A 22,556-nucleotide genomic window follows, 5' to 3' on the forward strand; every position below is an offset into this window, starting at 1 on the left:
GGGGGATTGCTTCAGTCGCCGAAAGGCTCCTTCGCAAAGACGGTGGCAAGGCCTGCTTAACAATGTATTCCATTCTTTTGAATACGTCTTTGCGAGCCTGCCTGCCGGCAGGCAGGGGAAGGGACAACCCGACCGCGGCCTGCCTGCCGGCAGGCAGGCAATCTCTAACTGTTTGGTACGTCTTTGCGAGCCTGCCTGACGGTAGGCAGGGGAGGGGACAACCCGACCGCGGCCTGCCTGCCGGCAGGCAGGCAATCTCCTTCTTAATTAGCAGGAAATCCCTCCAAGGTTCAAATTTGAAAACGTCTTCTCCGAGAGGGGGATTGCTTCAGTCGCCCACCAGGCTCCTTCGCAAAGACGGTGGCAAGGACGCATGAACAGGGTTAATTCATTCTTCTGGAAAACGTCTTTGCAATCTCCCACTGTTTGGTACGTCTTTGCGAGGGAGGGGACAACCCGACCGCGGCAATCTCCTTCTTCTTTAGAAAAAGTTACTCCAAGGTTCAAAGTGTAAAAAGACTGCTCCGAGAGTGGGATTGCTTCAGTCGCCCGCGCGGCTCCTTCGCAAAGACGGTAGCAAGAAAAAATTTTTTATCTTAAGATATGCTTTTTTCCTATACCTACATGATGAGCAATGTACATCACACCGTAATCTATACCGGCGTTACTTCTAATTTACTGAAAAGAGTTTATCAACACAAAACTAAGGCTTACAAAGGGTTTACTTCAAGGTACAGCTGTGACAAACTTGTTTTTTTCCAGGAATTCACCAATATTTCAGAAGCCATTGAATTTGAAAAGAAAATCAAAGCGGGCAGCAGAGCCAAAAAGGAAAAGCTTATTTCACAGCAAAATCCTGATTGGAATGATCTATCAGACGGTTGGGTGTTTACATTTTGATCCATTTTTCTAAATGTCTTTGTTAGCCTGCCGGCAGGCAGGCAATCTCCCACTTAATGAACAGATGCTCAATCCTGGATTCAAAGAGTAAAATGACCTCGCCGAGAGGGGGATTGCTTCAGTCGCCCACCGGGCTCCTTCGCAAAGACGGTGGCAGGAGAAAGATTACCCTACCACAAGACCAGCGTCAATCGCACCGATGGCTCTTCGCAAAGACGGCGGCAAAAAAAATCCTTCGCAAGGATTACTCTTTACGAAGGATAAATAAATTGAATATATCTAAAACCTACTTGGTATAAGGAATCCTCCTGGACACCTTTCTCATCAAGACATTAATAAGATCCTGCGCATCTGAACCAAGGGAACCTTTTACCTTTTTATTGTAGTTCACTACCAGTTCGTCATCTGTTACGTTGCTGATGTCCATATTCAAAGTAGCTGTACTTGTAGCGAACATCCCGCCGGTGAAGACAGCCAGCCCTATGGCAGCAGCATTAGACATTGGTTTTGAAGTTTCGAGCGTACCGGTGATCACGGCTTCCACTCCCAGGATCTTTCCGAGTTCGCTGGGCAGGTACTGGTCATAGTTATGGATATCTATGCCGTTTTGTTGCAGCAGAGCATTCGTTCTTGCCGGATTCTGCACTTCTACTAAAAGGCTACCTCTCTTCTTACGGGTTAAAAACCAGGTATACATCCCTTTTTGAACATCAAGAGCTTCATTCCTGTTCATCTCTGCTATCTGCTCAGAAGTGAAATCTTTTAATTCTTTTGGTCTCAGCTTCACCTGTACCCTTAGGGGCAGGATCGCGATAGTGGTGGTGTTCTCTACATATTCATCTGCATCGGGATGTACATAAAGCTTGGTTTGAGAAAATGCTGCCGTTGTAAAAAGGAATGACAGGACAAATACAAATGTTTTCATTCTTTGATGGTTTGATCTTCTACTCTTAAGGATTTTCGAATTACTCCCCGTTTTTTAAAGTGGGTTCTGGTCTCCACTCAAAAATGAAAGGCGATGGTCCCGGGTTAGGGTCCGGGACACGAGGGAGAATAGGTTGTAGGGAAGAGTTCTCCTCAAACGAAAATAAAACATTTTTTTTAACAAATATTTTGGAATTTTAAAAATAAATGTTAAAAAAAGGGAGGGGGTAGTTTTACAGATAAATTACGGAACCCGGGATTTCCGGATCATCATTACCCCCTGTTGGATATTTGACACCTGATGCAATAGGATACTGAAAGAATTGTCCCCCCACCTGAAATTTTTATCATTGCGGATAAACCTTTAAAACCCCGCTTTTAACCCCTGATTCCTGTATTCCAACGAAAAGATCTAATAATCAACATTTTACAAGCTACTGTTCATTATCTTTCGAATTGTACATCCTCCGGAGCAACGCTCCTGCATACCTTCCCTACATTCATTTAGCTTAAGAAATCAATAAGTAAATATATAGTTATGAAAAAGGTTCTGTTGTTTGTAGTAATGGTTTTGTTGTTTTGGATTATTCCGCAGGGATGCAGCAGCGATGATAAGGTCACTACTCCTGAGAAAGTCGTAATAGATGATGATACCGAAGATCCTGTGGAAGAAGATGAACCAAAGGCCCTTTTTAATCTGTTTATTGTGGATGCACCCGGCGACTATATATCTGTATATGTTGAGGTCTTAGGTGTTAACATAATTGTCGATAATGACACGATTCCTTTAGATCTTATCTGGGCCAATGCCGATCAACCCGGAGTTGAAAAGCTTGATCTTTTGGAATACACCGGAGGAGGGTATGATGTTCTGATAGGGGAACATGCTGTCCCGGCCGGAGAATTAAGTGAAATTATCCTCGTCCTGGGAAATGAAAACAGGGTAATAACAGCTGATGGCAGAACTAATTCCCTCACCCTGACAGACGACACCAAAAACGGAATATCGATACCTTTCAATTATTCATTTCAGGAAGGAGAACTGGCAACACTTACCATTGATTTTGATGTAGATGCTTCCCTCAGCAAGGTGGAAGGCGCATCCCGGGAGTTTATTCTGGATCCGCAAATAAGGGGATTTGACAATAATTCTACCGGGCATATCTACGGATATTTAGCCAGTGGTCTGGGGGCAAACCCGGCCAGGCTCACAGTTGAAGCAGGGGATATAACCTATTCCACCCAAACTTATGATAATGAATTCATGTTATGGGGACTTCCCCCCGGGAATCATGATCTCACCTTTTCCTTTTCTGAAGCATCGGGAATTGATGACCTGGTGGTAAATGACATTGAAGTAGTGGCCGGCGAAAATACTTCTATAGGACCGCTTGATCATTAGTAACCTTTAATGAGGGATTGGTTAATTGGTTGAATCGGGAATCGTTAATTCGTCGATTCGAAATGCGGAAGGCGGGTGCCGGGAGTCGTTGATGGGTTAATTACTTCCAAAATCCCGCTGACGGGGGACTTTTCGGCACTTTCATTTTTTAAATTTTCAAAATTTTCCCGCAGATTTCGCTGATTTTCGCAGAATCTCTTGTGCTTTGTGTGAAAAATGAACCACGAATCATTGTATAGTTCATTTTCAAATTTTCAAATCATCCCACTTTCACATCATCCCAGCTGCCTCTCTATTCTGCGGAGCAATTCGTCTACGTCAAAAGGTTTGGAAATAAAATCATCAGCGCCCTCCATGCTATTAATATCGGCGTGAGCCGACATAAGAACTACCGGAATTTTTCGGGTAGTTTCGTTATTTTTAAGTTCCCTGCATAGATCCAGTCCATTCCCGTCTGGCAACATGATATCCAATAAAAACACTGTTGCCCCTCTTCTCGCCTGACGGTTTCGTGGAGTAAGACTGTCCTTAACGTATCTAAGATTTCCTTCCTGGAATTCTGCAACGACATCAGCAGGCATAAGGGCGTCACGTTCTGCCTGTGTTAAAGTAATGTCAGCCTCCATTTGTGTTGTCTGGTCTGTCATTACTGTTTCATCTGTGCTGTCCACAGTTTCGTTCCTCTCTTCACCTTCCCCACAAGAGGACATAAGAAGTGGAAGTGATAAAATAAAGCTTAACTTAATAAGTTTTCTCATTGTCTGCATTTTTTAAAATTTCAGGCTAAATTACAGGAATAGCTAAAAATTATACATTTGAAGATTTTATAGCAGTCATAAGATTTTCTGAGCATACGGAGAGATGAATAAAGCTAATATTTTTTAGCCCATCCAAAGTTTTCATTGATAATCTTATTTTTTTCTTTTCTTAAGTAATCCAAATAGGCAATGGTAGCAGGAGAAAACTTTTTCCCTTTCATCCAGATCAATTGCCAATTGGATTTAATAGGAAATCCCCCAACAGGAATTATTTCCAGATCCCCATTTAGTAGTTCGTTTTTAATACCGATTATAGGCATAACAGAATAGCCCAAACCGGCTATTACTGCTTGTTTAACGGCCTCATTGGAAGTCAATTCCATTTCTTTAAGGATAGGGAGATTATGCTGTTTCATGAAACTTTCCATCACATGCCTGGTGCCTGACCCTGACTCCCTGTAGATCAAAGGAATTTCTTTAAAAATATCCTTGTTGTGGTATTTTAATTTTAGATCCTGGTCCCGCCCCCCAATAAGGAAGAGTTTATTTTCCATCAGCTCAATTTTTTCAATCTGCAAATGATCAGGTAGCACAGATACGAGGGCAAAATCTATTTCATTTCTTTCCAAATTTTCTATGACTGTTGTTTTATTGGTGACATCTAAAGAAAGATTTATCCCGGGGTTTTGTCGAATGAAAGCCGATAGGAAGTAAGGCATGACGTATTTACCCGTAGATACAACGGCGACATTCAAACGTCCTATCAGCTGTCCTTCATAAGCAAAAATCTTCATGTTCAATGCTTCGACTTCTTCTAAGATATTTTTGGAAGCAAGTGCTATTTCTTCGCCGAATGCGGTGAGGTGGATCCGTCTTCCTATGACCTCCAACAATGGTATTTTAAATTGCTCCTGAAAATTTTTGAGTTGAATGGAGACAGCTGGTTGAGACAAATGTAGTTCCTCTGATGCCTTTGTAACACTAAGGGTTTTAGCGACCGTAGAGAATATTTTGAGCTGATGCAGGGTGTAGTTCATAACGTTTTATTATACATTCCATCAAATATATATATAATTCTTTATAGTTGCATTTATTCATCTTTGCTGCGTCAAATTTTAAAATAATAGGTCTGATGAAAAGCATGGAAGAACTTAAACTAATTGAAGGACAATTTAGCCCGACAGATGCCAAAGAATTATTGTTGAATTTAATAGGTAGTAAAATCCAGTTTCACACAAATAAGAACTTCAGTACAGAAATTTGTACCGGTGCGCCGGACATTAAATCCCTTGAAAAAATTTTCTCTCTTCGAAGTACCAGAGAAAGATTGATCCTAATACTCAGGGAAGCTCAGAATGAAGATCTCTCAATTGAAATCAAGTCTACAGTGCAAATTTACTTTACTGACAAGGCTGGAGCCTATTAACCAAACAAGCTTAGAAGGTGAATTCAGGGCGGCTTGCAAAAAGTAGCCTCTTAATAATCAATTAACTGGTAAATAATAAAATACATGAATCTTAGTTTACTTCTGGAAAACTTAACCAGCCCGGCCTTACTCTTTTTTGCAATGGGAATTTTGGTCGTTCAATTAAAAAGTGATCTGGAAATCCCCAAAAGTTCCTCCAAATTTATTTCCCTTTATCTCCTGTTTTCTATTGGATTCAATGGGGGGCGCGAACTGGCCCATAGTGATTTTTCTGTTGAGATCATCTGGACCGTGTTATTCGGGTTAGTTAGTGCTGTTGTAATCCCTGTTTATACTTTTTTCTTTCTGAAAAAAAAGCTGAGTATTGAAAATTCAGGAGCCATAGCGGCAGCTTATGGTTCTATTAGTGCAGTGACCTTTGTAGCTGCTGTATCTTTTCTTGAAATTCAACAAATTAACTACAGCGGATATATGGTAGCCTTAATGGCCCTTATGGAAGCTCCCGCTATTGTTGTAGGGGTAACTTTGATATCCTTATATGGCAAAAAAGACGATGATTCACCAAAAATAAGCAGTTTAATTGGTCATTCATTTACTAATGGAAGTGTGCTAATGATCTTAGGAAGCCTGATCATAGGTTTATTGGCAAGTGAGAGCCAGGCACAGGGTATCGCTCCATTCACCAATGACATTTTTAAAGGTTTCCTGGCTATTTTCCTGCTGGACATGGGAATTATTAGTGGGAGAAAATTAAATGATTTTATAAAAAGCGGTTGGTTTACTACCCTTTTTGCCGTTGTGATCCCTTTAATAAATGGTTCTGCTGTAGCTTTGATAAGCACTCTTGTAACCAACAATGTTGGAGACAGGTTTATGCTGGCAATACTGGCGGCCAGTGCTTCATACATCGCAGTCCCCGCTGCGATGAAAATGGCAGTCCCTAAAGCAAATCCCGGTTTATACCTCCCAATGGCTCTGGCCGTTACTTTTCCATTTAATATAACCTTCGGCATGCCTGTTTATTTAACCATAATCGGCTCTTAAAAACTTAATCCACAAATTTTTGTTTCTGTACAATGATCATCTTTAAGTTATTGAAATTGTTTTAGAAAGAAAAAGCAAATTTGTAAAGAGAAAATTTTCTAACTTGAAATATTAAAAATAAAAATATGAAATGTCCAAATGATAATACCACATTGGTAATGACTGAACGGAGTGGGGTTGAAATTGATTATTGTCCCGAATGCCGCGGGGTTTGGCTCGACAGGGGAGAACTTGATAAGATCATTGAAAGGTCAGCACCTCAGGCTCAAAAAAATCAGGATTATCAGCCCCGTAGCGATAAGAATTATAATTCAAGAGAAGGTAGCTATCAAAAGCCCAGAAAAAAAGAATCTTTCCTTGGTGATCTTTTTGATTTCTAGTGTCATACTCAATTAAACAGGTCTCTAATCTGGTGAATAAAAAGTTGACGGTTTGCCTGAAAAAGAGAGATGGAGAAAACATGTACAAAACAAAAAAGCCCTTTTCCGAATAGAGTCGGAAAAAAGCTTCTCATTGGTTTACTTCTAAACCCAGGTAAGCCAGAGACTTACCACAAACAACACAACTAATGTTTAAGCGAAAAAAAGCTCCCCGTTTAGAGGAGCTTCTTTGCAATTTGCGGTCAATCTTGATTATAAGAGGGGTAGGTTTTATTGAAAGTTAAACAAATTTTATTTTATAATTTGACCATCACCTAAAACTATCGCTTTAATGTCAGCGACTAGCTTCACTGTATTACTATTAGCAAATATCTTTGCTGCATTATATTCATCAGACTTTTCATATCCATTACCATAAGTTAGTGCTCCGCCAACATTATGGTAGTTATACCCACCAACACTTTCTCCCATGGGCGTTGGCAATTCAAATATTGCATCTTCAAATCGAGCTAAAACTTCATCAAAAAGATTTTTTACAATAATATCATATTTTAATGCAGTGATATCTTTGAAACCACCAACCTGACTGGCTAATTTTGTACGATAGATATCTTTAATTCTGAACGAAAATATTGTGAAAGATTGATCCTCTTCCCAAATAGGACCATCTAAAGCAATTTCAACAATATCCTTTGCCTTCATTCCTTTTCGTATTGAATCCTTAATTTTTTTTAATTCTTTTTTATAATTGGTGATACTATATGTAATTGAAGCCCCTTTATAGGAGGGTATGTTACCAGTGTATTCATTGTCCTCATATTCTGGAAGATAAAATTCTATATTATAGTCCTGTTCATACCAAACATAAGTCCTATCTCTATTTTTCTGCCATTTCTCCTTTTCCTCTTCGCTCCAATCACGTTGACTATAAGCTCTTCCCCTATCAATCATTTTTTTTAAATCTTCTGGAAGTTTTGGTTTAGAAGGGTAAACAATGGTATCATATTGTCCATACCACTTCTGATAGGTGGATAGAATATGATCTCCTAATTTTTTAGACATTGGACCTGATCCTTTTAAAAAAAATGGTTGAGGACGGTAGATAGTATCTCCATATAAGTAAATCTTCAGTTGTCGAAATGTATTAACTTCAAAACCATCGGGATTAAATCTCACATCCAAGGGAACATTAATTGAATCCGTTGGTAGATTATAAGGATATTCTGAAAATTCAGTCTCCTCTCCTATTATATTATTTACTATTAAAGATTCTAATGTTTGATCTAATGGCTCATTTCTAAACTGCATAGTGCTAATAGGATCATGTGAATTCTGCGCGTATTGATTGCCACTATAAAAGGATGCAAGGGTAAAAAATAAATAGAGTAATCTTTTTTTCATTATTTGTTAGTTAAGGTTAATTATCTAAAGGAAAATAAGCAAAATTTTACTTATTAATTAAAAATAAAATTTTCATATCATATGTAGTTCGTTATTAATGATTACTTGATTTTAAAAGGTCGCTTTTAAATTGTAGGGGTCCCTTAAATGCTCCCTTTTGTAGAAGATAATTTGTATAATAAATAATGGAAGAGGAAAGAATTGTTCAGTATACTAAAAACAAAAAAGCCCTTTTCCGAATAGAATCGGAAAAAAGCTTCTCATTGGTTTACTTCTAAACCCAGGTAAGCCAGAGACTTACCACAAACAACACAACTAACGTTTAAGCGAAAAAAAGCTCCCCGTTTAGAGGAGCTTCTTTGCAATTTGCGGTCTGGACGAGACTCGAACTCGCGACCCCCTGCGTGACAGGCAGGTATTCTAACCAACTGAACTACCAGACCGTTGCTTTATTGCGAGGGCAAATATACAGCAGAATTTCACTTCCACAAACCTTTTTATAAAATAATTTTCATCTATTTTTTAGGGTCTATACAAACTTCTGCCTTTCAACCATATATGTGGTGAGAATTTTGTTGAAATTCTCATTGATATCTGCCATCACATATTTGATCCCATACTGGGCGCAGCGTAATTTTAAATTGTCGAAATATTCTGAGACCAGGCTCCTGTAGTTTTCCTTTACATTGTCTGCATACAAGTCAATTTTATCGCCTGTTTCAACATCAGTGAACCTACGCGGCTGATCCCCGAAATCAAAATTGAATTCCTTCTCCTTATCAACCACATGAAAAAGGATCAATTCATGCTTGTTATATTTTAAATGCCTGAGGGCTTCAAAAAGTTTGTCTTCCGCTACATCTGCCTGAAACATATCTGAGAATAGGAAAATGAGGGATCTCCTTTTAAGCTTCTCTGCAATTTGATGCAGGTATGTGAAGGTCTGGGTGCCCGAAGAAGGTTTAAGATCTGTAACGGCCTCTTCTAAGTGATGCAGCAACATTTGGCGATGCCTTTCACTACCTTTCTCAGGAGCATAGTATTCGTAGGAATCACTGTAGATACTTAATCCCACCGCATCCCGCTGTTTTTTGAGGATCTCCATTATACAGGCCGCGGCCAGGACAGAAAACCCTGTTTTATTTAAAGACTCCAGGCTCTGCCTCCTAATCTCGGGAAAATGCATGGAAGCTGAATTGTCAAGAATAATATGGCACCGCAAATTGGTTTCCTCTTCATAGCGTTTGGTATACAGCTTATCTGTACGGGCAAATAACTTCCAATCAATATGACGAGTACTTTCACCATTGTTGTAGACCTTGTGTTCGGCAAATTCCGCAGAAAAACCATGGAAGGGACTCTTATGAAGTCCCGAAATGAAACCTTCCACCACCTGGCTGGCCAGTAATTCAAGATTTATGAATCCCCCGGTTTTATGAACCTCCCTTTCTAATTTCATTTCTCAGTTGCGATTTCTACTCAAGTTAACAATTTCAGGTCATAAAAAAACCCGGCGTGCTGCCGGGTTTTTAATTATTGTCATTTAATATTATAACAGTTGATCTAAAGCTTCAGCATAAGTAGCCTTAGGCGCAACTCCAACTTGTCTTCCAACAACTTCTCCATTCTGGAAAATGAGGACGGTTGGGATGTTACGTACCCCGTACTTCGCAGCAAATTCCTGGTTAGCATCAACATCAAGTTTTCCAACTACTGCTTTACCTTCATATTCTTTGCTGATATCTTCAATGATAGGTCCTACCATTCTACAGGGGCCACACCATGCTGCCCAAAAATCAACCATTACCGGTTTGTCACTTTTCAATACTTTTTCTTCAAAAGTAGCGTCAGTTATCTCTAAAGCCATAATTTTATTTTTTTGTTCTTATTCTGATTTATATTGTAAAAATAGTCAATTATTCTGCCAAACCTTACAAAGTCAATATCAGAATTAATTATTCACACATTGCTATACCCTATTTCTCCCTTTTAATCCTACAAAATAATTGTAAGAAATTACTTACAAAAAAGGAATTGTCAGGATATTTCAACGAGTATAAAATTCCGTATAACGTTTTGTTAAAAAAAAGCTAATTTTTATGAAACTACTTTCCTAACTTTAACCATAAGTAATTATAAATCACAACAAATTCAAAGAATTTTACCCCCTAAAACCAATTACTATGACTGCACTAACACAACTCTGGAAAGAACAAACAACCGGATTTTCATTTGTTCAAAAAGCTATTATAGGAGTTACCCTTTCCTTCATTCTATTCACAGCATTATCAGCCCTTATTTTGGTCTATTTAGAGATCACCAAATAAGCTGAAAAATATCTTATTTTAACAAAAATTCCGGCCCACAGCCGGAATTTTTTTATTGTAACCCTTTCGCCTTCTGAAATCCCGGGACACATAATTTCAGAAACAGTTTGACCACTCCTTTAATTCAATTTATACAGTACCTGCTGTTCTTCAAGTGCGGCAAGCAACTCTTGCGAGATCCTTACTTTCTGTTTTCTGCTGGGCATGTGTAATTTGATCCTTTCCTTCATTTCATAGACCACGAAATTCAGGGTATTGCTTCCGGAATGCATTTTTATAAGGTCATGCAGCGCAGCGATCTTCTCTTCCTCCAGTTCGTCAATATTGAGTTGTATGGTTAATTTCTTAGCATAATTGTCCATCACATCATGCAGCAACTGTATACTGTTGAATTGCATACGTGGTTCACTTTTCTTACCGGTATCTTTATTGACCCAGCCTTCTTTAACGAAGACCTTTCCGTAGATAAAGGAATTAGGAACCAGGAAGTGACGGAATTTAAGGTATTCCTCCTTGAAAAGACGAAATTCATACGAATCTGTATAATCTTCCACTATAAAAGAAGCCCATCCCTGCCCGTTCTTGGACATTCTGTGTTGTACGTCGCTTATAACTCCCCCAAAGGAAAGTTCTTTATTGACCGCTTTTTCCATATCCTGGAAATCGGCAAGGACGGCATTGCAGAAACATTTAAGTTCTGTTCTGAAATCATCCAGGGGGTGCCCGGAAATGTATATCCCTACAACTTCCCTTTCACGCTTAAGTTTCTCCATGGTACCCCATTCCTCACAGGGAGGAACCACAGGTTCTGGTATCTGAACCTCACTGGCATCACCAAACAGGCTTACCTGGGCAGAATTCTCGTTTTCCTGGAACTTAGCCGCATATTTTACCACTTTCTCCAGGAAGGTAATTCCGTCTCCCTCATCGTGAAAATACTGGGCGCGGTGGGTGCTTCCAAAACTGTCAAAACCTCCTGCCAAAGCAAGATTTTCAAATGCTTTTTTATTCGCTGCTCTAAGGTCTATTCTTTTAGCCATGTCGAAAATGGACTTATAATGTCCTTTATCCTTACGACTCTCCACAATGGTTGCTACTGCGCCGGCTCCAACCCCTTTGATCGCTCCCATCCCAAACCGCACGGCATTCTCCTTATTTACCGAGAACTTGTAATAAGATTCATTGACATCCGGTCCCAGAACGTTTAATTTCATTCGCTTACACTCTTCCATAAAGAAGGTCACCTGCTTAATGTCGTTCATATTGTTTGACAATACAGCCGCCATATATTCCGCAGGGTAATGGGCTTTTAGATAGGCAGTCTGGTAAGCGATCCAGGCATAACAGGTGGAGTGCGATTTGTTGAAAGCATAAGCCGCAAAAGCTTCCCAGTCTTTCCATACTTTTTCAAGGATCTCCCTTGGATGCCCTTTCGCCTCTCCTCCATCAAGGAACTTCGGTTTTAATTCTTCCAGCAGGGAAAAGATCTTTTTACCCATCGCCTTCCGCAACACATCTGCCTCACCCTTGGTGAAGCCCGCAAGCTTCTGGGAAAGCAACATCACCTGCTCCTGGTAAACGGTTATTCCGTAGGTCTCCTTCAGGTACTCTTCCATATCCGGAAGGTCATAGGCGATCTCTTCATTCCCGTGTTTTCGCGCAATAAAACTCGGTATGTATTCCATAGGTCCCGGGCGGTAAAGGGCGTTCATGGCAATAAGATCATCAAAGACCGTAGGTTTCAGGTCTTTCATATGTTTCTGCATTCCGGGGGATTCATACTGAAAGATCCCTACTGTCTCTCCCTTTTGGAAAAGTTCATAGGTCTTCTCGTCATCAAGCGGAAAACTATCAGGGTCAAGGTCAATGTCATGTCGCCCTTTTACTATTTTAACCGTATCCTTGATCAGGGTAAGGGTCTTGAGACCCAAAAAGTCCATTTTCAGCAAGCCGGCACTTTCCACCACCGAGTTATCGAACTGGGTCACGTACAAATCTGAATCTTTGGCCACAGCCACGGGCACGAAATTGGTAATATCGCTCGGGGTAATGATCACCCCGCAGGCATGGATCCCGGTGTTCCTTACCGATCCTTCCAGGATGCGTGCCTGGTTGATCGTTTGAGCCTCCAGGTCATCCCCATCGGCTATATTCAGCAGCTCATTTATCTTATCTACTTCCTCACTCCTGAACTTGCTTTTAAGCTCCTTCTCATCCATTGCGAAGATCTTGCCCAGTTTGGCATTAGGGATCAACTTCGCGATCCTGTCAGCCTCATTCAACGGAAGGTCAAGCACCCGTGCAGTATCCCTAATGGAAGACTTGGCGGCCATGGTACCATAGGTAATGATCTGGGCTACCTGGTTGGCACCGTATTTCCTTATCACATAATCCATGACCCGGCTACGTCCTTCATCATCAAAGTCAATATCAATATCGGGCATACTCACCCTATCCGGATTCAAAAACCGCTCAAAAAGCAGATCATACTTGATAGGATCAATATTGGTGATCCCCAGGCAGTAAGCCACGGCACTTCCCGCAGCCGATCCCCGACCGGGACCTACCGATACGTCCATATTACGGGCTTCCCTGATGAAATCTTCCACGATAAGAAAATAACCGGGGTATCCGGTATTCTCAATAACCGACAGCTCAAAGTCGAGTCGTTCTTTTATTGCCGGAGAGATCTCACCGTAGCGCTTTTCAGCTCCTACAAAAGTGATGTGCTTTAAATAAGCATTCTCTCCCCTTTTTCCACCATCTACTGCATCTTCTTCAACGATGAATTTCTCAGGAATGGTAAAGGCAGGAAGCAAAACATCCCTTGCCAACTCGTAAGGTTCAATTTTATCGACAACTTCCTGCACGTTAGAAATTGCTTCCGGCAGGTCCTTGAAGAGCGCCTTCATTTCAGCACCGCTCTTAAAATAGTACTGATCATTAGGGAGACCATAGCGGTAACCCCGGCCCCGGCCTATTGGAGTAGCCTGCTTCTCCCCGTCTTTTACACACAACAGGATATCATGGGCATTAGCGTCTTCCTGTTCGCAATAATAGGTGTTATTGCTGGCCACCATCTTTACCTCATGCTTCCTGGCCAGCTCTACCAGAACAGGGTTCACCCTGTCTTCATCTTCCTGGTTATGACGCATCAATTCAACATAAAGATCTTCCCCAAACTCCTCTTTCCACCACAAAAGAGCCTCCTCTGCCTGATTCTCCCCCACATTCAGCACCTTCCCCGGCACTTCTCCATAAAGGTTCCCGGTGAGTACAATAATGTCTTCCTTATATTTTTTTATTACTTCCCTGTCTATCCGCGGCACGTAGTAAAAGCCTTCGGTATAGGCAAGAGACGACATCTTTGCCAGGTTGTGATATCCTTTTTTGTTCTTTGCCAGCAATACGATCTGGTAACCATTGTCTTTCCGCGATTTATCCTTGTGATTCTCGCATACAAAGAACTCACAGCCAATTATCGCCTTCAATTCCCGTGCTTCTGCAGGTTCATTTTTGGCCACTGCCTCAGCATTTCTGGCCTTCACTCCTTTATTATAGGCTCCCACCTCTTTCACGAAATGAAAAGCCCCCATCATGTTTGCATGATCTGTAAGAGCCACGGCAGGCATACTTTGTTTGGCTGCAGCATCTACCAGGTCTTTGATGCTAATGGTGGACTGCAGGATCGAGAACTGGCTGTGATTATGAAGATGTGAAAAGGCCACCTCATCAAGTTTCTCCAGGTTCTCTTCTATTTCTTCGGAAGAGATCCCCACCCCGCCTTGCTCCTTAGCAAGTTTTTTTCTTATTTCTTCGGAAGCTTTTTTAAGATTGATGTGTTTTAAGCCTATCAGCGCAATTGGCTGCGGATTGGCTTCGGAAAAATTACGGAAGTAATCCTCGTTCACATCAAGCTCTTCCCGCGAAAAAGCTTGTTTCCTTATCAATTCCAGAAAACAACGTGTGGTCGCTTCCACATCGGCAGTGGCGTTATGCGCTTCTGCAAAGGGTTCATGGAAGAGGAATTCATGAAGCTCTGTTAGTGTGGGAAGCTTGAACTTACCTCCTCGACCTCCGGGAATACAACAAAGTTGAGCGGTGGCCTCTGTACAGGTATCAAGTACGGGCAATTCATGCAGGGAAGTTCCCATTTCCAGACGGTGGAATTCAGCCCCCATTATGTTCAGGTCAAAACCTACATTCTGCCCTACCACAAATTTGGAGCGTGAGAGGGCGATATTGAATTTCTCAAGAACTTCCCTTAAAGTTATCCCCTGCTCCTGCGCCAGCTCTGTAGAGATCCCGTGAATCTGCTCTGCATCATACGGAATATTAAAACCCTCGGGCTGCACCAGGTAATCCTGGTGTTCAACCACCCTACCCATTTCATCATGCAATTGCCAGGCGATCTGAATACAGCGCGGCCAGTTATCTGAATCGGTTAGGGGGGCATCCCATCTCTTGGGAAGTCCGGTGGTTTCAGTATCGAAAATAAGGTACATAGATGCGGTATTTTTTTGAATTCCAGCAGGATAGTCGCTATAGAAAGAGACTTCTCAGGCAACAATGAAGGGGTAAAAATAAGGATATTTTCATGCCTTCTCCTTATTATTTTTCACGATTTATTAACCTCCTGAAATTAAAAAACTCCCGGTCAAAATTTTACCGGGAGTTCATTTATACCTGATCTTCAAAAAACCTTTCAGTCATAAATATCTTCCAGGTCTTTTACCTCTTTCAGGGTAGTTTCAATGGCATTTCGCTGTTTGATAAGGAGATTGGAAGTAGATGGAGGGAAACCGTCATCCCTGATGATCTCATTGTATTCGGCCACGGCCGCTTTCTCACCTTTTATCACTTCTTCAAGGACAGCCTCCTCCCTGTCTGTATTGAGGGCTGACTTAAGGTCCATCCAGGCCCGGTGAATACCAGATTTCATGCTGCTGCCTTTTTCAGGCTCCTCTCCAAAGGTTCTTATTTCAGCTTTAAGCTCGTGTCCAAAATTGTAACGTTGCTGGGCCTTCTCCTTGAAAAAGCTTATTAAACGTTCATTTTTTACAGCGTCAGCTGCAGTAAGAAATCCTTTTTCAGAATCGTAATTCTTTTCAAGCAGTTCATTTAGCTTTTCAGCCATTTCTTTTGTTGGTCTCATTATTTCCATTTTTATGTTCGCAATTTTTTTTTCGGATTCGATACAGCTTAAAGATAACAGACAAGCTTTAGAAAACCCTGCAGTTTAACAAGGTTTAGCACTCCTTAACTGCTTATTATAAGAGCTTTATATAACCACTTCGGGAAAATTGATCTCAAAATTTCCCCGAAATCCGGATGGAAGAAATTTTTCCGCAACCACTTAATTTACAATAAAAAAATATAGTATCTTTGCCCCCTCATTAATAACCGGGGTCGGGAACCCCACAAATTAATTTTTATGCCTGTTAAAATCAGATTACAAAGACACGGAAAAAAAGGAAAACCTTTTTTCTGGATCGTGGCTGCGGATGCACGCGCAAAGAGAGATGGTAGATTCCTTGAAAAATTAGGTATTTACAATCCAACTACTAATCCTGCAACTATTGAGCTTAATGTTGACAATTCTGTAAAATGGTTACAGAATGGGGCACAGCCTACAGAAACTGCAAGAGCTATACTTTCCTATAAAGGAGCCTTACTTAAGAATCACCTTGTTGGTGGTGTAAGAAAAGGTGCTTTGACTGAAGAACAAGCAGAGGAGAAATTCAATGCGTGGGTTGATGAAAAAGCAGGAAAAGTCGATGCTAAAAAAGAGGCTTTGACCAAAGAGCAGGAAGCTGAAAAAGCTAAAGCTCTTGAAGCTGAAAAAGAAGCTAACGCAAAACGTGAAGCTGAAGCTGCTGCCGCTGCACAGCCTGAAGTTGAAGAAACAACTGAGGTTGAAGAAACAACCACTGAGGATGCTGAAGCTGCCGCTGAAAACGAATCAGAAGACGCTTCTGCAGAAGAAGCAAAGGATGACGAAAAACAAGATCAGGCAGGATCTTAATTTTCTTACTAACGGGCAATGACAAAAGAAGAGTGTTTCTATCTTGGCAGGATCGTTAGTAAATTCAGTTTTAAGGGAGAGGTGTTGATCAAACTCGACACCGATGAACCCGAAACTTATTTGGAAATGGAATCAGTTTTTGTCGAATACGACAATAATCTGGTTCCATTTTTTATTGAAAGAAGTTCCCTGCAGAAAAGTAACCTGCTGCGGGTTAAATTTGAGGAGGTAGATTCTGAAGAAGACGCAGAAGATCTCATGAAATGTGATGTATACCTCCCGCTTACCATGCTGCCCGAACTAGACGATGACCAGTTCTATTTCCATGAAATTATAGGTTTCACGGTTGAAGACGAACTCTACGGAACCGTGGGTACTCTTACCGGTGTTAACGACACCACCACCCAGGCCCTCTTCGAGATCGAAAAGAACGGCAAACAGGTCCTTATTCCCATGAACGACCAGTTCCTTGTAAAGGTGGACAAGAAAAATAAAACCATTCACGTAAAGACCCCGGAAGGGCTTATCGATTTATATCTATAAATCGAAGCACCAACTCACAAATTCCAAATCCCAAAGGAACCTAAAATTCCAAATCCCAAAAATAACGGCCTTGCGAAAATGGTAAAACTAATTTCCAGGTACCAAGAGATCCTATTCAAAATTTAGAAGCAGGTATAGGTTTGGAATGTTTATCTTTATTTATAAAGGTTACGGAATGAAGCCATACGATTTGGAGGAAAGGACATTTGAATTTGCAAGAGATTGCAGATTATTAATTTCTAAACTCCCTAAATCTATTGCGAATAATGAAGATGGTAAGCAACTAGTTAGGTCATCGGGATCTGTTGGCGCGAATTATATTGAAGCGAATGAAAAACTCGGAGAGAAAGATTTTACATTTCGGCTGAAGATAGCCCGAAAAGAAGCAAAAGAATCTGCTTACTGGTTAAAGCTCTTGAAATCCACAAATTCCGACATGAATAAAGAAATAGAGGATAACCTACAGGAAGCCCAGGAACTTCGAAGAATCTTATCTGCAATAATCAATAAAATTTAATCCTCTCTATTGAATTTCCTTTTGTAAGATTACTTTTGCCTTCATACCTCTTACCTTAAACATCTTTGGAATTTGGTGCTTGTAATTTGGAATTAATGAATAAGCCTTTCGTATTTAAAAACTTTACAATTCACCAGGACCGAACTGCCATGAAAGTAGGCACAGACGGAGTGCTGCTGGGGGCATGGACTTCGATTGAACACCGGCCCTTTTCCATTCTCGATATTGGCACCGGTACAGGGTTGATAGCATTAATGATGGCACAGCGCAGTGCTGCGGAATTGATCGATGCTCTGGAGATCGATGAAGATGCCTATGAGCAGGCCGTAGAGAATTTCGAAAACAGCGACTGGGGAGACAGGCTGTTCTGCTACCATGCGGGTTTTGATGAATTTGTGGAAGAAATGCAGGATGAGGAAAAATATGAGCTTATAGTTTCCAACCCTCCATTCTATTCTGCCGATTATTCTTCGGGAGATGTGAAGCGGGACCAGGCGCGATTCGCGCAGGCTCTTCCGTTTGAAGAACTTTTAGAAGGGGTTTCCCTTCTGCTTTCAGAAAATGGAAAATTCAGTGCTATTATTCCGGCTTCCGAAGAGGAGCAATTCCTTAAAATTGCCAAACAGTTCAATCTTTACCCACAGCGCATCACCAGGGTAAAAGGAACTCCCGAATCTTTAGTAAAAAGAAGTCTGCTGGAAATGTCATTTTCAAATATTTCTCCCGCAGTAGATGAGCTCATAATTGAAACTGCACGGCATCAATACACGGCCGAATATATTGAGCTGGTGAAGGATTTCTATTTGAAGATGTAATATCTAAAAACTAAGCCTTTCAGGGTTTGGAACCCTTAAAGGCTTATAAGATTCGCAGACCTAACAGGTTTTGGAAACCTGGCAGATCTATTTATCCGCTCCTCATGAGAAAAACTGACTTTTAGTTTAACACACTTTGTAAAAATTGTCCTGATTCTTGGTTCTTGAAGCGAAGTGATTTTTAATCTTTTGTGACCAAACACAATCTTTTACTTCACCCCTAGTTAAATTGAATGATTTTCCCACTTGCCCCTAATTTCTGTTTGCTTAAATTTACTCTCCAGACAAATAGAAAATTACCAAACAATGAAAGATCAATTTCAAGCTCCCGATTACTATAATCTCGATGAATTACTTAGCGACGAACACAAAATGGTTCGTGATGCGGCCCGGGAATGGGTAAAAAGGGATGTCTCTCCAATAATCGAAGAAGCGGCTCAAAAAGCTGAATTTCCCAAACAATTAATAGACGGCCTTGCCGGAATAGGGGCGTTCGGTCCTTATATTCCGGAGGAATACGGCGGCGCAGGTCTTGACCAGATCTCCTACGGACTCATCATGCAGGAGATTGAACGTGGAGACAGTGGGGTTCGCTCCACTGCTTCTGTACAATCGTCTCTGGTGATGTACCCCATCTTCAAATACGGGACAGAAGAACAAAGGAAAAAATACCTTCCGAAGCTGGCCAGTGGCGAAATGATGGGCTGCTTCGGACTAACGGAACCTGATCATGGTTCGAACCCCGCCGGAATGACCACCAGTTTCAAGGATAAAGGTGATCATTACCTTCTCAACGGTGCAAAAATGTGGATCTCTAATGCCCCTTTTGCCGACATTGCCATAGTATGGGCTAAAAATGAAGAAGGAAGGATCCACGGACTCATAGTAGAAAGAGGAATGGAGGGTTTCACCACTCCCGAAACACATAATAAATGGTCACTGCGTGCCAGCGCGACCGGAGAGTTAATTTTTGACAATGTAAAAGTTCCGAAGGAAAACCTGATGCCCGAAAAAAGCGGATTAGGAGCGCCACTTGGCTGCCTCGACTCGGCCCGCTACGGGATCGCCTGGGGGGCAATTGGCGCAGCTATGGATTGTTATGATACTGCCTTGCGATATGCTAAAGAACGTACACAATTCGGAAAACCCATAGGTAGTTTCCAGCTGCAGCAAAAGAAGCTGGCAGAAATGATCACTGAGATCACCAAAGCCCAGCTTTTAGCCTGGAGACTGGGAGTAATGCGAAATGATGGAACGGCGACCTCTGCCCAGATCTCAATGGCCAAAAGGAACAACGTGGATATGGCGATCAAGATCGCCAGGGAAGCCAGGCAAATCTTAGGGGGAATGGGAATTACCGGCGAATATAGCATCATGCGACACATGATGAACCTGGAGAGTGTGATCACTTATGAGGGAACTCACGACATCCACCTTTTGATCACAGGAATGGATATTACCGGCCTACCGGCTTTTCAATAGAAAATAACGAAAGGTATAAAGAATGTCCTCCGGAAGCAGACTTAATCAGGTATACGAAAAAGCATTCCGGATCCCGTTTGATGATGAATCAAAGTTCATCATCTTTAGCGATTGTCACCGCGGCAACAACAGTTTTGCCGATGACTTTGCGAACAACCGCAACAGCTATTTTCATGCTCTTGCGCATTATTACAGAAATGGTTTCACCTACTGCGAACTGGGAGACGGGGATGAGCTGTGGGAAAACCTTACGTTTGAATCCATATTTGAAGCCCATAAGGATGTTTTCAAATTAATGCGGCTGTTCTTTACCGAAGGGAGGCTTTTTCGCATCGTGGGAAACCACGATATGGCCTACAGCGATCAGGATTATGTAGCTAAGCATCTTTATAAGTATTATGATACCGGGACAGAAAAGGAACTCCCACTCTTTCCCGGCATCACCTTTCCTGAAGCTCTTGTACTTGAACATCAAAAAACGGGTCAGGAGATCTTCATGGTCCACGGGCACCAGGTTGACTGGCTACATTATTACATGTGGAAAATTGATCGGTTCCTGGTCAGGGTGCTCTGGAGACAGTTACAGATCTTTGGTATTGGCGATCCCACAAGTCCGGCAAAGAACAATCTTGAACTGAATAAAATAGAACGAAGAACGAAGAAGTGGATCGTTGAAAACAACGATCAGTTCACAATTACGGGCCATACTCACAGACCGCGTTTTCCCAGACCGGGGGAGATCCCATACTTCAATGACGGTAGTTGTGTTCATCCACGTTCCATCACGGGACTTGAAATTGAGAATGGAGCTATCACTCTTGTGAAATGGCAAATAGCCACCACCGAAGAAGGTTTCCTGAAAGTTATAAGGATAATACTGGAGGGGCCGCAGAAACTAAGTGCTTACCAGAAGGCGAAGACTACATAAGATCAAAACAAGGGCAACGTTTACATCGCTTGCCCTTTTTATATTTCTCACAGCATTCTGTCTTTAACTCCACGGGCTTTTTGGGGATCACCCCATCCATTTGGAGATAATCCTTTGACTTATTGGAATAAAATACAATGACAGAAAATAACATAGCTTAAAACTTACACCATCTTTACAAAAACTGCTCCCATCTGCTCTCCCATCAATCTTCATTAAAGGGTGCAATCTTCACCTCCAGGCCTTCCATTTCCTTTTCAATATGGATCTGGCAACTTAGGCGGCTATTCTCTTCCACGAAAAAAGCCTGGTCAAGCATATCTTCTTCCTCATAGCTCTTCTCGGGCATGAGATGTCCTTTATTCTGAATATAGCACTGGCAGGAGGCGCACATAGCCATCCCCCCACATATCCCTATGGTACCTTCAGGAGCAAGTTCATGCAGCCTGATGACCTCCATAAGGTTCATGTTCATATCTGTTGGCGCTTCTACCACGTGTGCATGGCCTTCACGGTCAATTATGGTGATCTTGATATCTGACATGGGTATAATAAAAAGACCTCACAGCCCCGATAACTACCGCGGTTGTGAGGTCCCATCCTTTTTAATTAATACTTTTTACCACTTCTCTCTTAGCTTCCTTCCTGCTACCATCAAATCCACTCACTCCACTAACAGTAGTGTATTTCATCACATATTTTTTATCAGGGAAGATACGCTGGTAAGCGCTCTGGCACATAATGGCTGCTTCGTGGAAACCGCACAGGATAAGTTTTAGCTTTCCCGGGTAGGTGTTCACATCTCCAATAGCGTAAATACCGGGGATATTGGTTTGGTAATCGTAACTGTTGTCTACTTTGATGGCGTTCTTCTCTATCTCCAGCCCCCAATTTGCAATAGGTCCCAGTTTTGGTGAAAGTCCGAAAAGCGGTATAAAATGATCGGTTTCCCTGATCTCTTCTTCGGAAGCTTCCCCTTTATGCCGAATGACCACAGATTCCAACTTATTTTCACCCTCTAAGCCTACTACTTCAGCTTCGGTGATTAGAGTGATCTTTCCTTCTTTAGCCAGTTCAGACAATTTTTCTACGGAATCCAAAGCTCCGCGGAATTCATTCCTGCGGTGTACCAGACATACTTCCGAAGCAACTTCAGAAAGATAGATGGCCCAGTCAAGCGCCGAATCTCCGCCGCCTGCTATCACTACTTTCTTATCCCTGAAATCTTCCGGTTCCCTGATGATATAGGAAACCCCCTTATTTTCATATTTCCCAATGTTGGAAATAGGTGGCTTCCGTGGTTCAAAACTACCCAATCCTCCCGCGATCACTACCACGGGGGCATTGTGTTTTGTCCCTTCACTTGTGGTCACTACAAAAGAACCATCTTCCAGTTTCTCTATGGTCTCTGCCCTTTCTCCCAGGGTGAAACCGGGTTCAAAGGGGCTTATTTGTTCCATGAGGTTATCTACCAGGTCACCCGCAAGGATCTCCGGGAATGCCGGAATATCATAAATGGGTTTTTTAGGATAGATCTCAGAACATTGCCCACCGGGTTGCGGCAAAGCATCAATAAGGTGACATTTTAATTTTAATAATCCTGCTTCAAATACGGCAAAAAGGCCCGTAGGCCCGGCACCGATGATCAACATATCTGTTTTAATCATTACTTTCTCTTTAATAC

22 protein-coding genes and 1 tRNA gene are annotated in these 22,556 nt (G+C 41.6%); 12 read left to right on the top strand and 11 right to left on the bottom strand.

Going from position 1 to position 22,556, the window contains the following annotated elements; genetic code table 11:
* Window positions 1-603 precede the first annotated feature (603 nt).
* Window positions 604-900: a GIY-YIG nuclease family protein gene (locus ACFSTG_RS04040; RefSeq protein WP_380748725.1), complete on the top strand. Its 297-nt coding sequence runs from the start codon at window positions 604-606 to the stop codon at window positions 898-900.
* A 286-nt stretch (window positions 901-1,186) separates the two neighbouring features.
* On the opposite strand, the gene ACFSTG_RS04045 is transcribed toward ACFSTG_RS04040, so the two are convergent.
* On the bottom strand, window positions 1,187-1,825 hold the full coding sequence (locus tag ACFSTG_RS04045) for a hypothetical protein (RefSeq protein WP_380748727.1): 639 nt from the start codon (window positions 1,823-1,825) through the stop codon (window positions 1,187-1,189).
* 537 nt (window positions 1,826-2,362) lie between these two features.
* Here ACFSTG_RS04045 and ACFSTG_RS04050 point away from each other — a divergent pair.
* Entirely contained in the window at window positions 2,363-3,226 is an 864-nt protein-coding gene (locus ACFSTG_RS04050) for a DUF4382 domain-containing protein (RefSeq protein ID WP_380748729.1), read from the top strand.
* 275 nt (window positions 3,227-3,501) lie between these two features.
* Here ACFSTG_RS04050 and ACFSTG_RS04055 read toward each other — a convergent pair whose 3' ends face one another.
* Window positions 3,502-3,984, bottom strand: coding sequence for a response regulator (locus tag ACFSTG_RS04055; RefSeq protein ID WP_380748731.1), 483 nt, complete (start codon window positions 3,982-3,984; stop codon window positions 3,502-3,504).
* Window positions 3,985-4,097: 113 nt separating this feature from the next.
* Window positions 4,098-5,021 carry a LysR family transcriptional regulator gene (locus ACFSTG_RS04060; protein ID WP_380748733.1) on the bottom strand — a complete coding sequence of 308 codons (924 nt, stop codon included), beginning with the start codon at window positions 5,019-5,021 and terminating at the stop codon, window positions 4,098-4,100.
* Window positions 5,022-5,125: 104 nt separating this feature from the next.
* Here ACFSTG_RS04060 and ACFSTG_RS04065 point away from each other — a divergent pair, with 104 nt between their 5' ends.
* The 3 genes from ACFSTG_RS04065 (at window position 5,126) to ACFSTG_RS04075 (ending at window position 6,834) form a co-directional block, all read left to right on the top strand.
* Entirely contained in the window at window positions 5,126-5,410 is a 285-nt protein-coding gene (locus ACFSTG_RS04065; protein ID WP_380748735.1) for a hypothetical protein, read from the top strand.
* Between the two features lie 84 nt (window positions 5,411-5,494).
* Window positions 5,495-6,454 carry a sodium-dependent bicarbonate transport family permease gene (locus ACFSTG_RS04070; RefSeq protein ID WP_380748737.1) on the top strand — a complete coding sequence of 320 codons (960 nt, stop codon included), beginning with the start codon at window positions 5,495-5,497 and terminating at the stop codon, window positions 6,452-6,454.
* 125 nt (window positions 6,455-6,579) lie between these two features.
* Window positions 6,580-6,834 carry a TFIIB-type zinc ribbon-containing protein gene (locus tag ACFSTG_RS04075; protein ID WP_380748738.1) on the top strand — a complete coding sequence of 85 codons (255 nt, stop codon included), beginning with the start codon at window positions 6,580-6,582 and terminating at the stop codon, window positions 6,832-6,834.
* 291 nt (window positions 6,835-7,125) lie between these two features.
* Here ACFSTG_RS04075 and ACFSTG_RS04080 read toward each other — a convergent pair whose 3' ends face one another.
* The 4 genes from ACFSTG_RS04080 to trxA all read right to left on the bottom strand — a co-directional run bounded on the left by ACFSTG_RS04080 (window position 7,126) and on the right by trxA (window position 10,102).
* Window positions 7,126-8,235 carry a hypothetical protein gene (locus ACFSTG_RS04080; RefSeq protein ID WP_380748740.1) on the bottom strand — a complete coding sequence of 370 codons (1,110 nt, stop codon included), beginning with the start codon at window positions 8,233-8,235 and terminating at the stop codon, window positions 7,126-7,128.
* A 369-nt stretch (window positions 8,236-8,604) separates the two neighbouring features.
* Window positions 8,605-8,678: transfer RNA gene (locus tag ACFSTG_RS04085), tRNA-Asp, on the bottom strand.
* 86 nt (window positions 8,679-8,764) lie between these two features.
* Window positions 8,765-9,694 carry a DUF58 domain-containing protein gene (locus ACFSTG_RS04090; protein WP_380748742.1) on the bottom strand — a complete coding sequence of 310 codons (930 nt, stop codon included), beginning with the start codon at window positions 9,692-9,694 and terminating at the stop codon, window positions 8,765-8,767.
* Window positions 9,695-9,784: 90 nt separating this feature from the next.
* Window positions 9,785-10,102, bottom strand: coding sequence for a thioredoxin (gene trxA, locus ACFSTG_RS04095; RefSeq protein WP_380748744.1), 318 nt, complete (start codon window positions 10,100-10,102; stop codon window positions 9,785-9,787).
* A 316-nt stretch (window positions 10,103-10,418) separates the two neighbouring features.
* Here trxA and ACFSTG_RS04100 point away from each other — a divergent pair, with 316 nt between their 5' ends.
* On the top strand, window positions 10,419-10,562 hold the full coding sequence (locus tag ACFSTG_RS04100) for a hypothetical protein (protein WP_380748746.1): 144 nt from the start codon (window positions 10,419-10,421) through the stop codon (window positions 10,560-10,562).
* Window positions 10,563-10,681: 119 nt separating this feature from the next.
* Here the strand turns inward: ACFSTG_RS04100 and dnaE are convergent, their stop codons facing one another.
* A complete protein-coding gene (dnaE, locus tag ACFSTG_RS04105; RefSeq protein ID WP_380748748.1) occupies window positions 10,682-15,067 on the bottom strand; it encodes a DNA polymerase III subunit alpha in 4,386 nt (1,461 codons plus the stop codon).
* Between the two features lie 200 nt (window positions 15,068-15,267).
* Window positions 15,268-15,717, bottom strand: a complete 450-nt coding sequence (locus ACFSTG_RS04110; protein ID WP_380748750.1) for a ferritin-like domain-containing protein — start codon at window positions 15,715-15,717, stop codon at window positions 15,268-15,270.
* A gap of 279 nt (window positions 15,718-15,996) precedes the next feature.
* Between ACFSTG_RS04110 and ACFSTG_RS04115 the strand changes: the two genes are divergently transcribed.
* From ACFSTG_RS04115 to ACFSTG_RS04140, 6 genes are all read left to right on the top strand, one after another.
* Window positions 15,997-16,587 carry a 30S ribosomal protein S16 gene (locus ACFSTG_RS04115; protein WP_380748752.1) on the top strand — a complete coding sequence of 197 codons (591 nt, stop codon included), beginning with the start codon at window positions 15,997-15,999 and terminating at the stop codon, window positions 16,585-16,587.
* Window positions 16,588-16,605: 18 nt separating this feature from the next.
* A complete protein-coding gene (gene rimM / locus ACFSTG_RS04120; protein ID WP_380748754.1) occupies window positions 16,606-17,130 on the top strand; it encodes a ribosome maturation factor RimM in 525 nt (174 codons plus the stop codon).
* Window positions 17,131-17,305: 175 nt separating this feature from the next.
* The gene (locus ACFSTG_RS04125; protein WP_380748756.1) at window positions 17,306-17,647 is read left to right on the top strand and encodes a four helix bundle protein; all 342 of its coding nucleotides are present in this window, start codon (window positions 17,306-17,308) and stop codon (window positions 17,645-17,647) included.
* 95 nt (window positions 17,648-17,742) lie between these two features.
* On the top strand, window positions 17,743-18,462 hold the full coding sequence (locus tag ACFSTG_RS04130) for a tRNA1(Val) (adenine(37)-N6)-methyltransferase (RefSeq protein ID WP_380748758.1): 720 nt from the start codon (window positions 17,743-17,745) through the stop codon (window positions 18,460-18,462).
* A 306-nt stretch (window positions 18,463-18,768) separates the two neighbouring features.
* Window positions 18,769-19,944, top strand: coding sequence for an acyl-CoA dehydrogenase family protein (locus ACFSTG_RS04135; RefSeq protein ID WP_380748760.1), 1,176 nt, complete (start codon window positions 18,769-18,771; stop codon window positions 19,942-19,944).
* A gap of 22 nt (window positions 19,945-19,966) precedes the next feature.
* On the top strand, window positions 19,967-20,872 hold the full coding sequence (locus ACFSTG_RS04140; protein WP_380748762.1) for a serine/threonine protein phosphatase: 906 nt from the start codon (window positions 19,967-19,969) through the stop codon (window positions 20,870-20,872).
* A gap of 205 nt (window positions 20,873-21,077) precedes the next feature.
* On the opposite strand, the gene ACFSTG_RS04145 is transcribed toward ACFSTG_RS04140, so the two are convergent.
* Window positions 21,078-21,416 (bottom strand): 2Fe-2S iron-sulfur cluster-binding protein, encoded by a 339-nt coding sequence (locus ACFSTG_RS04145; protein ID WP_380748764.1) that lies wholly within the window; start codon window positions 21,414-21,416, stop codon window positions 21,078-21,080.
* Window positions 21,417-21,477: 61 nt separating this feature from the next.
* Window positions 21,478-22,539: an NAD(P)/FAD-dependent oxidoreductase gene (locus tag ACFSTG_RS04150; RefSeq protein ID WP_380748765.1), complete on the bottom strand. Its 1,062-nt coding sequence runs from the start codon at window positions 22,537-22,539 to the stop codon at window positions 21,478-21,480.
* Between the last annotated feature and the right edge of the window lie 17 nt (window positions 22,540-22,556).

The organism is Salinimicrobium flavum, assembly GCF_042684505.1.
GTDB classification, from domain to species: domain Bacteria; phylum Bacteroidota; class Bacteroidia; order Flavobacteriales; family Flavobacteriaceae; genus Salinimicrobium; species Salinimicrobium flavum.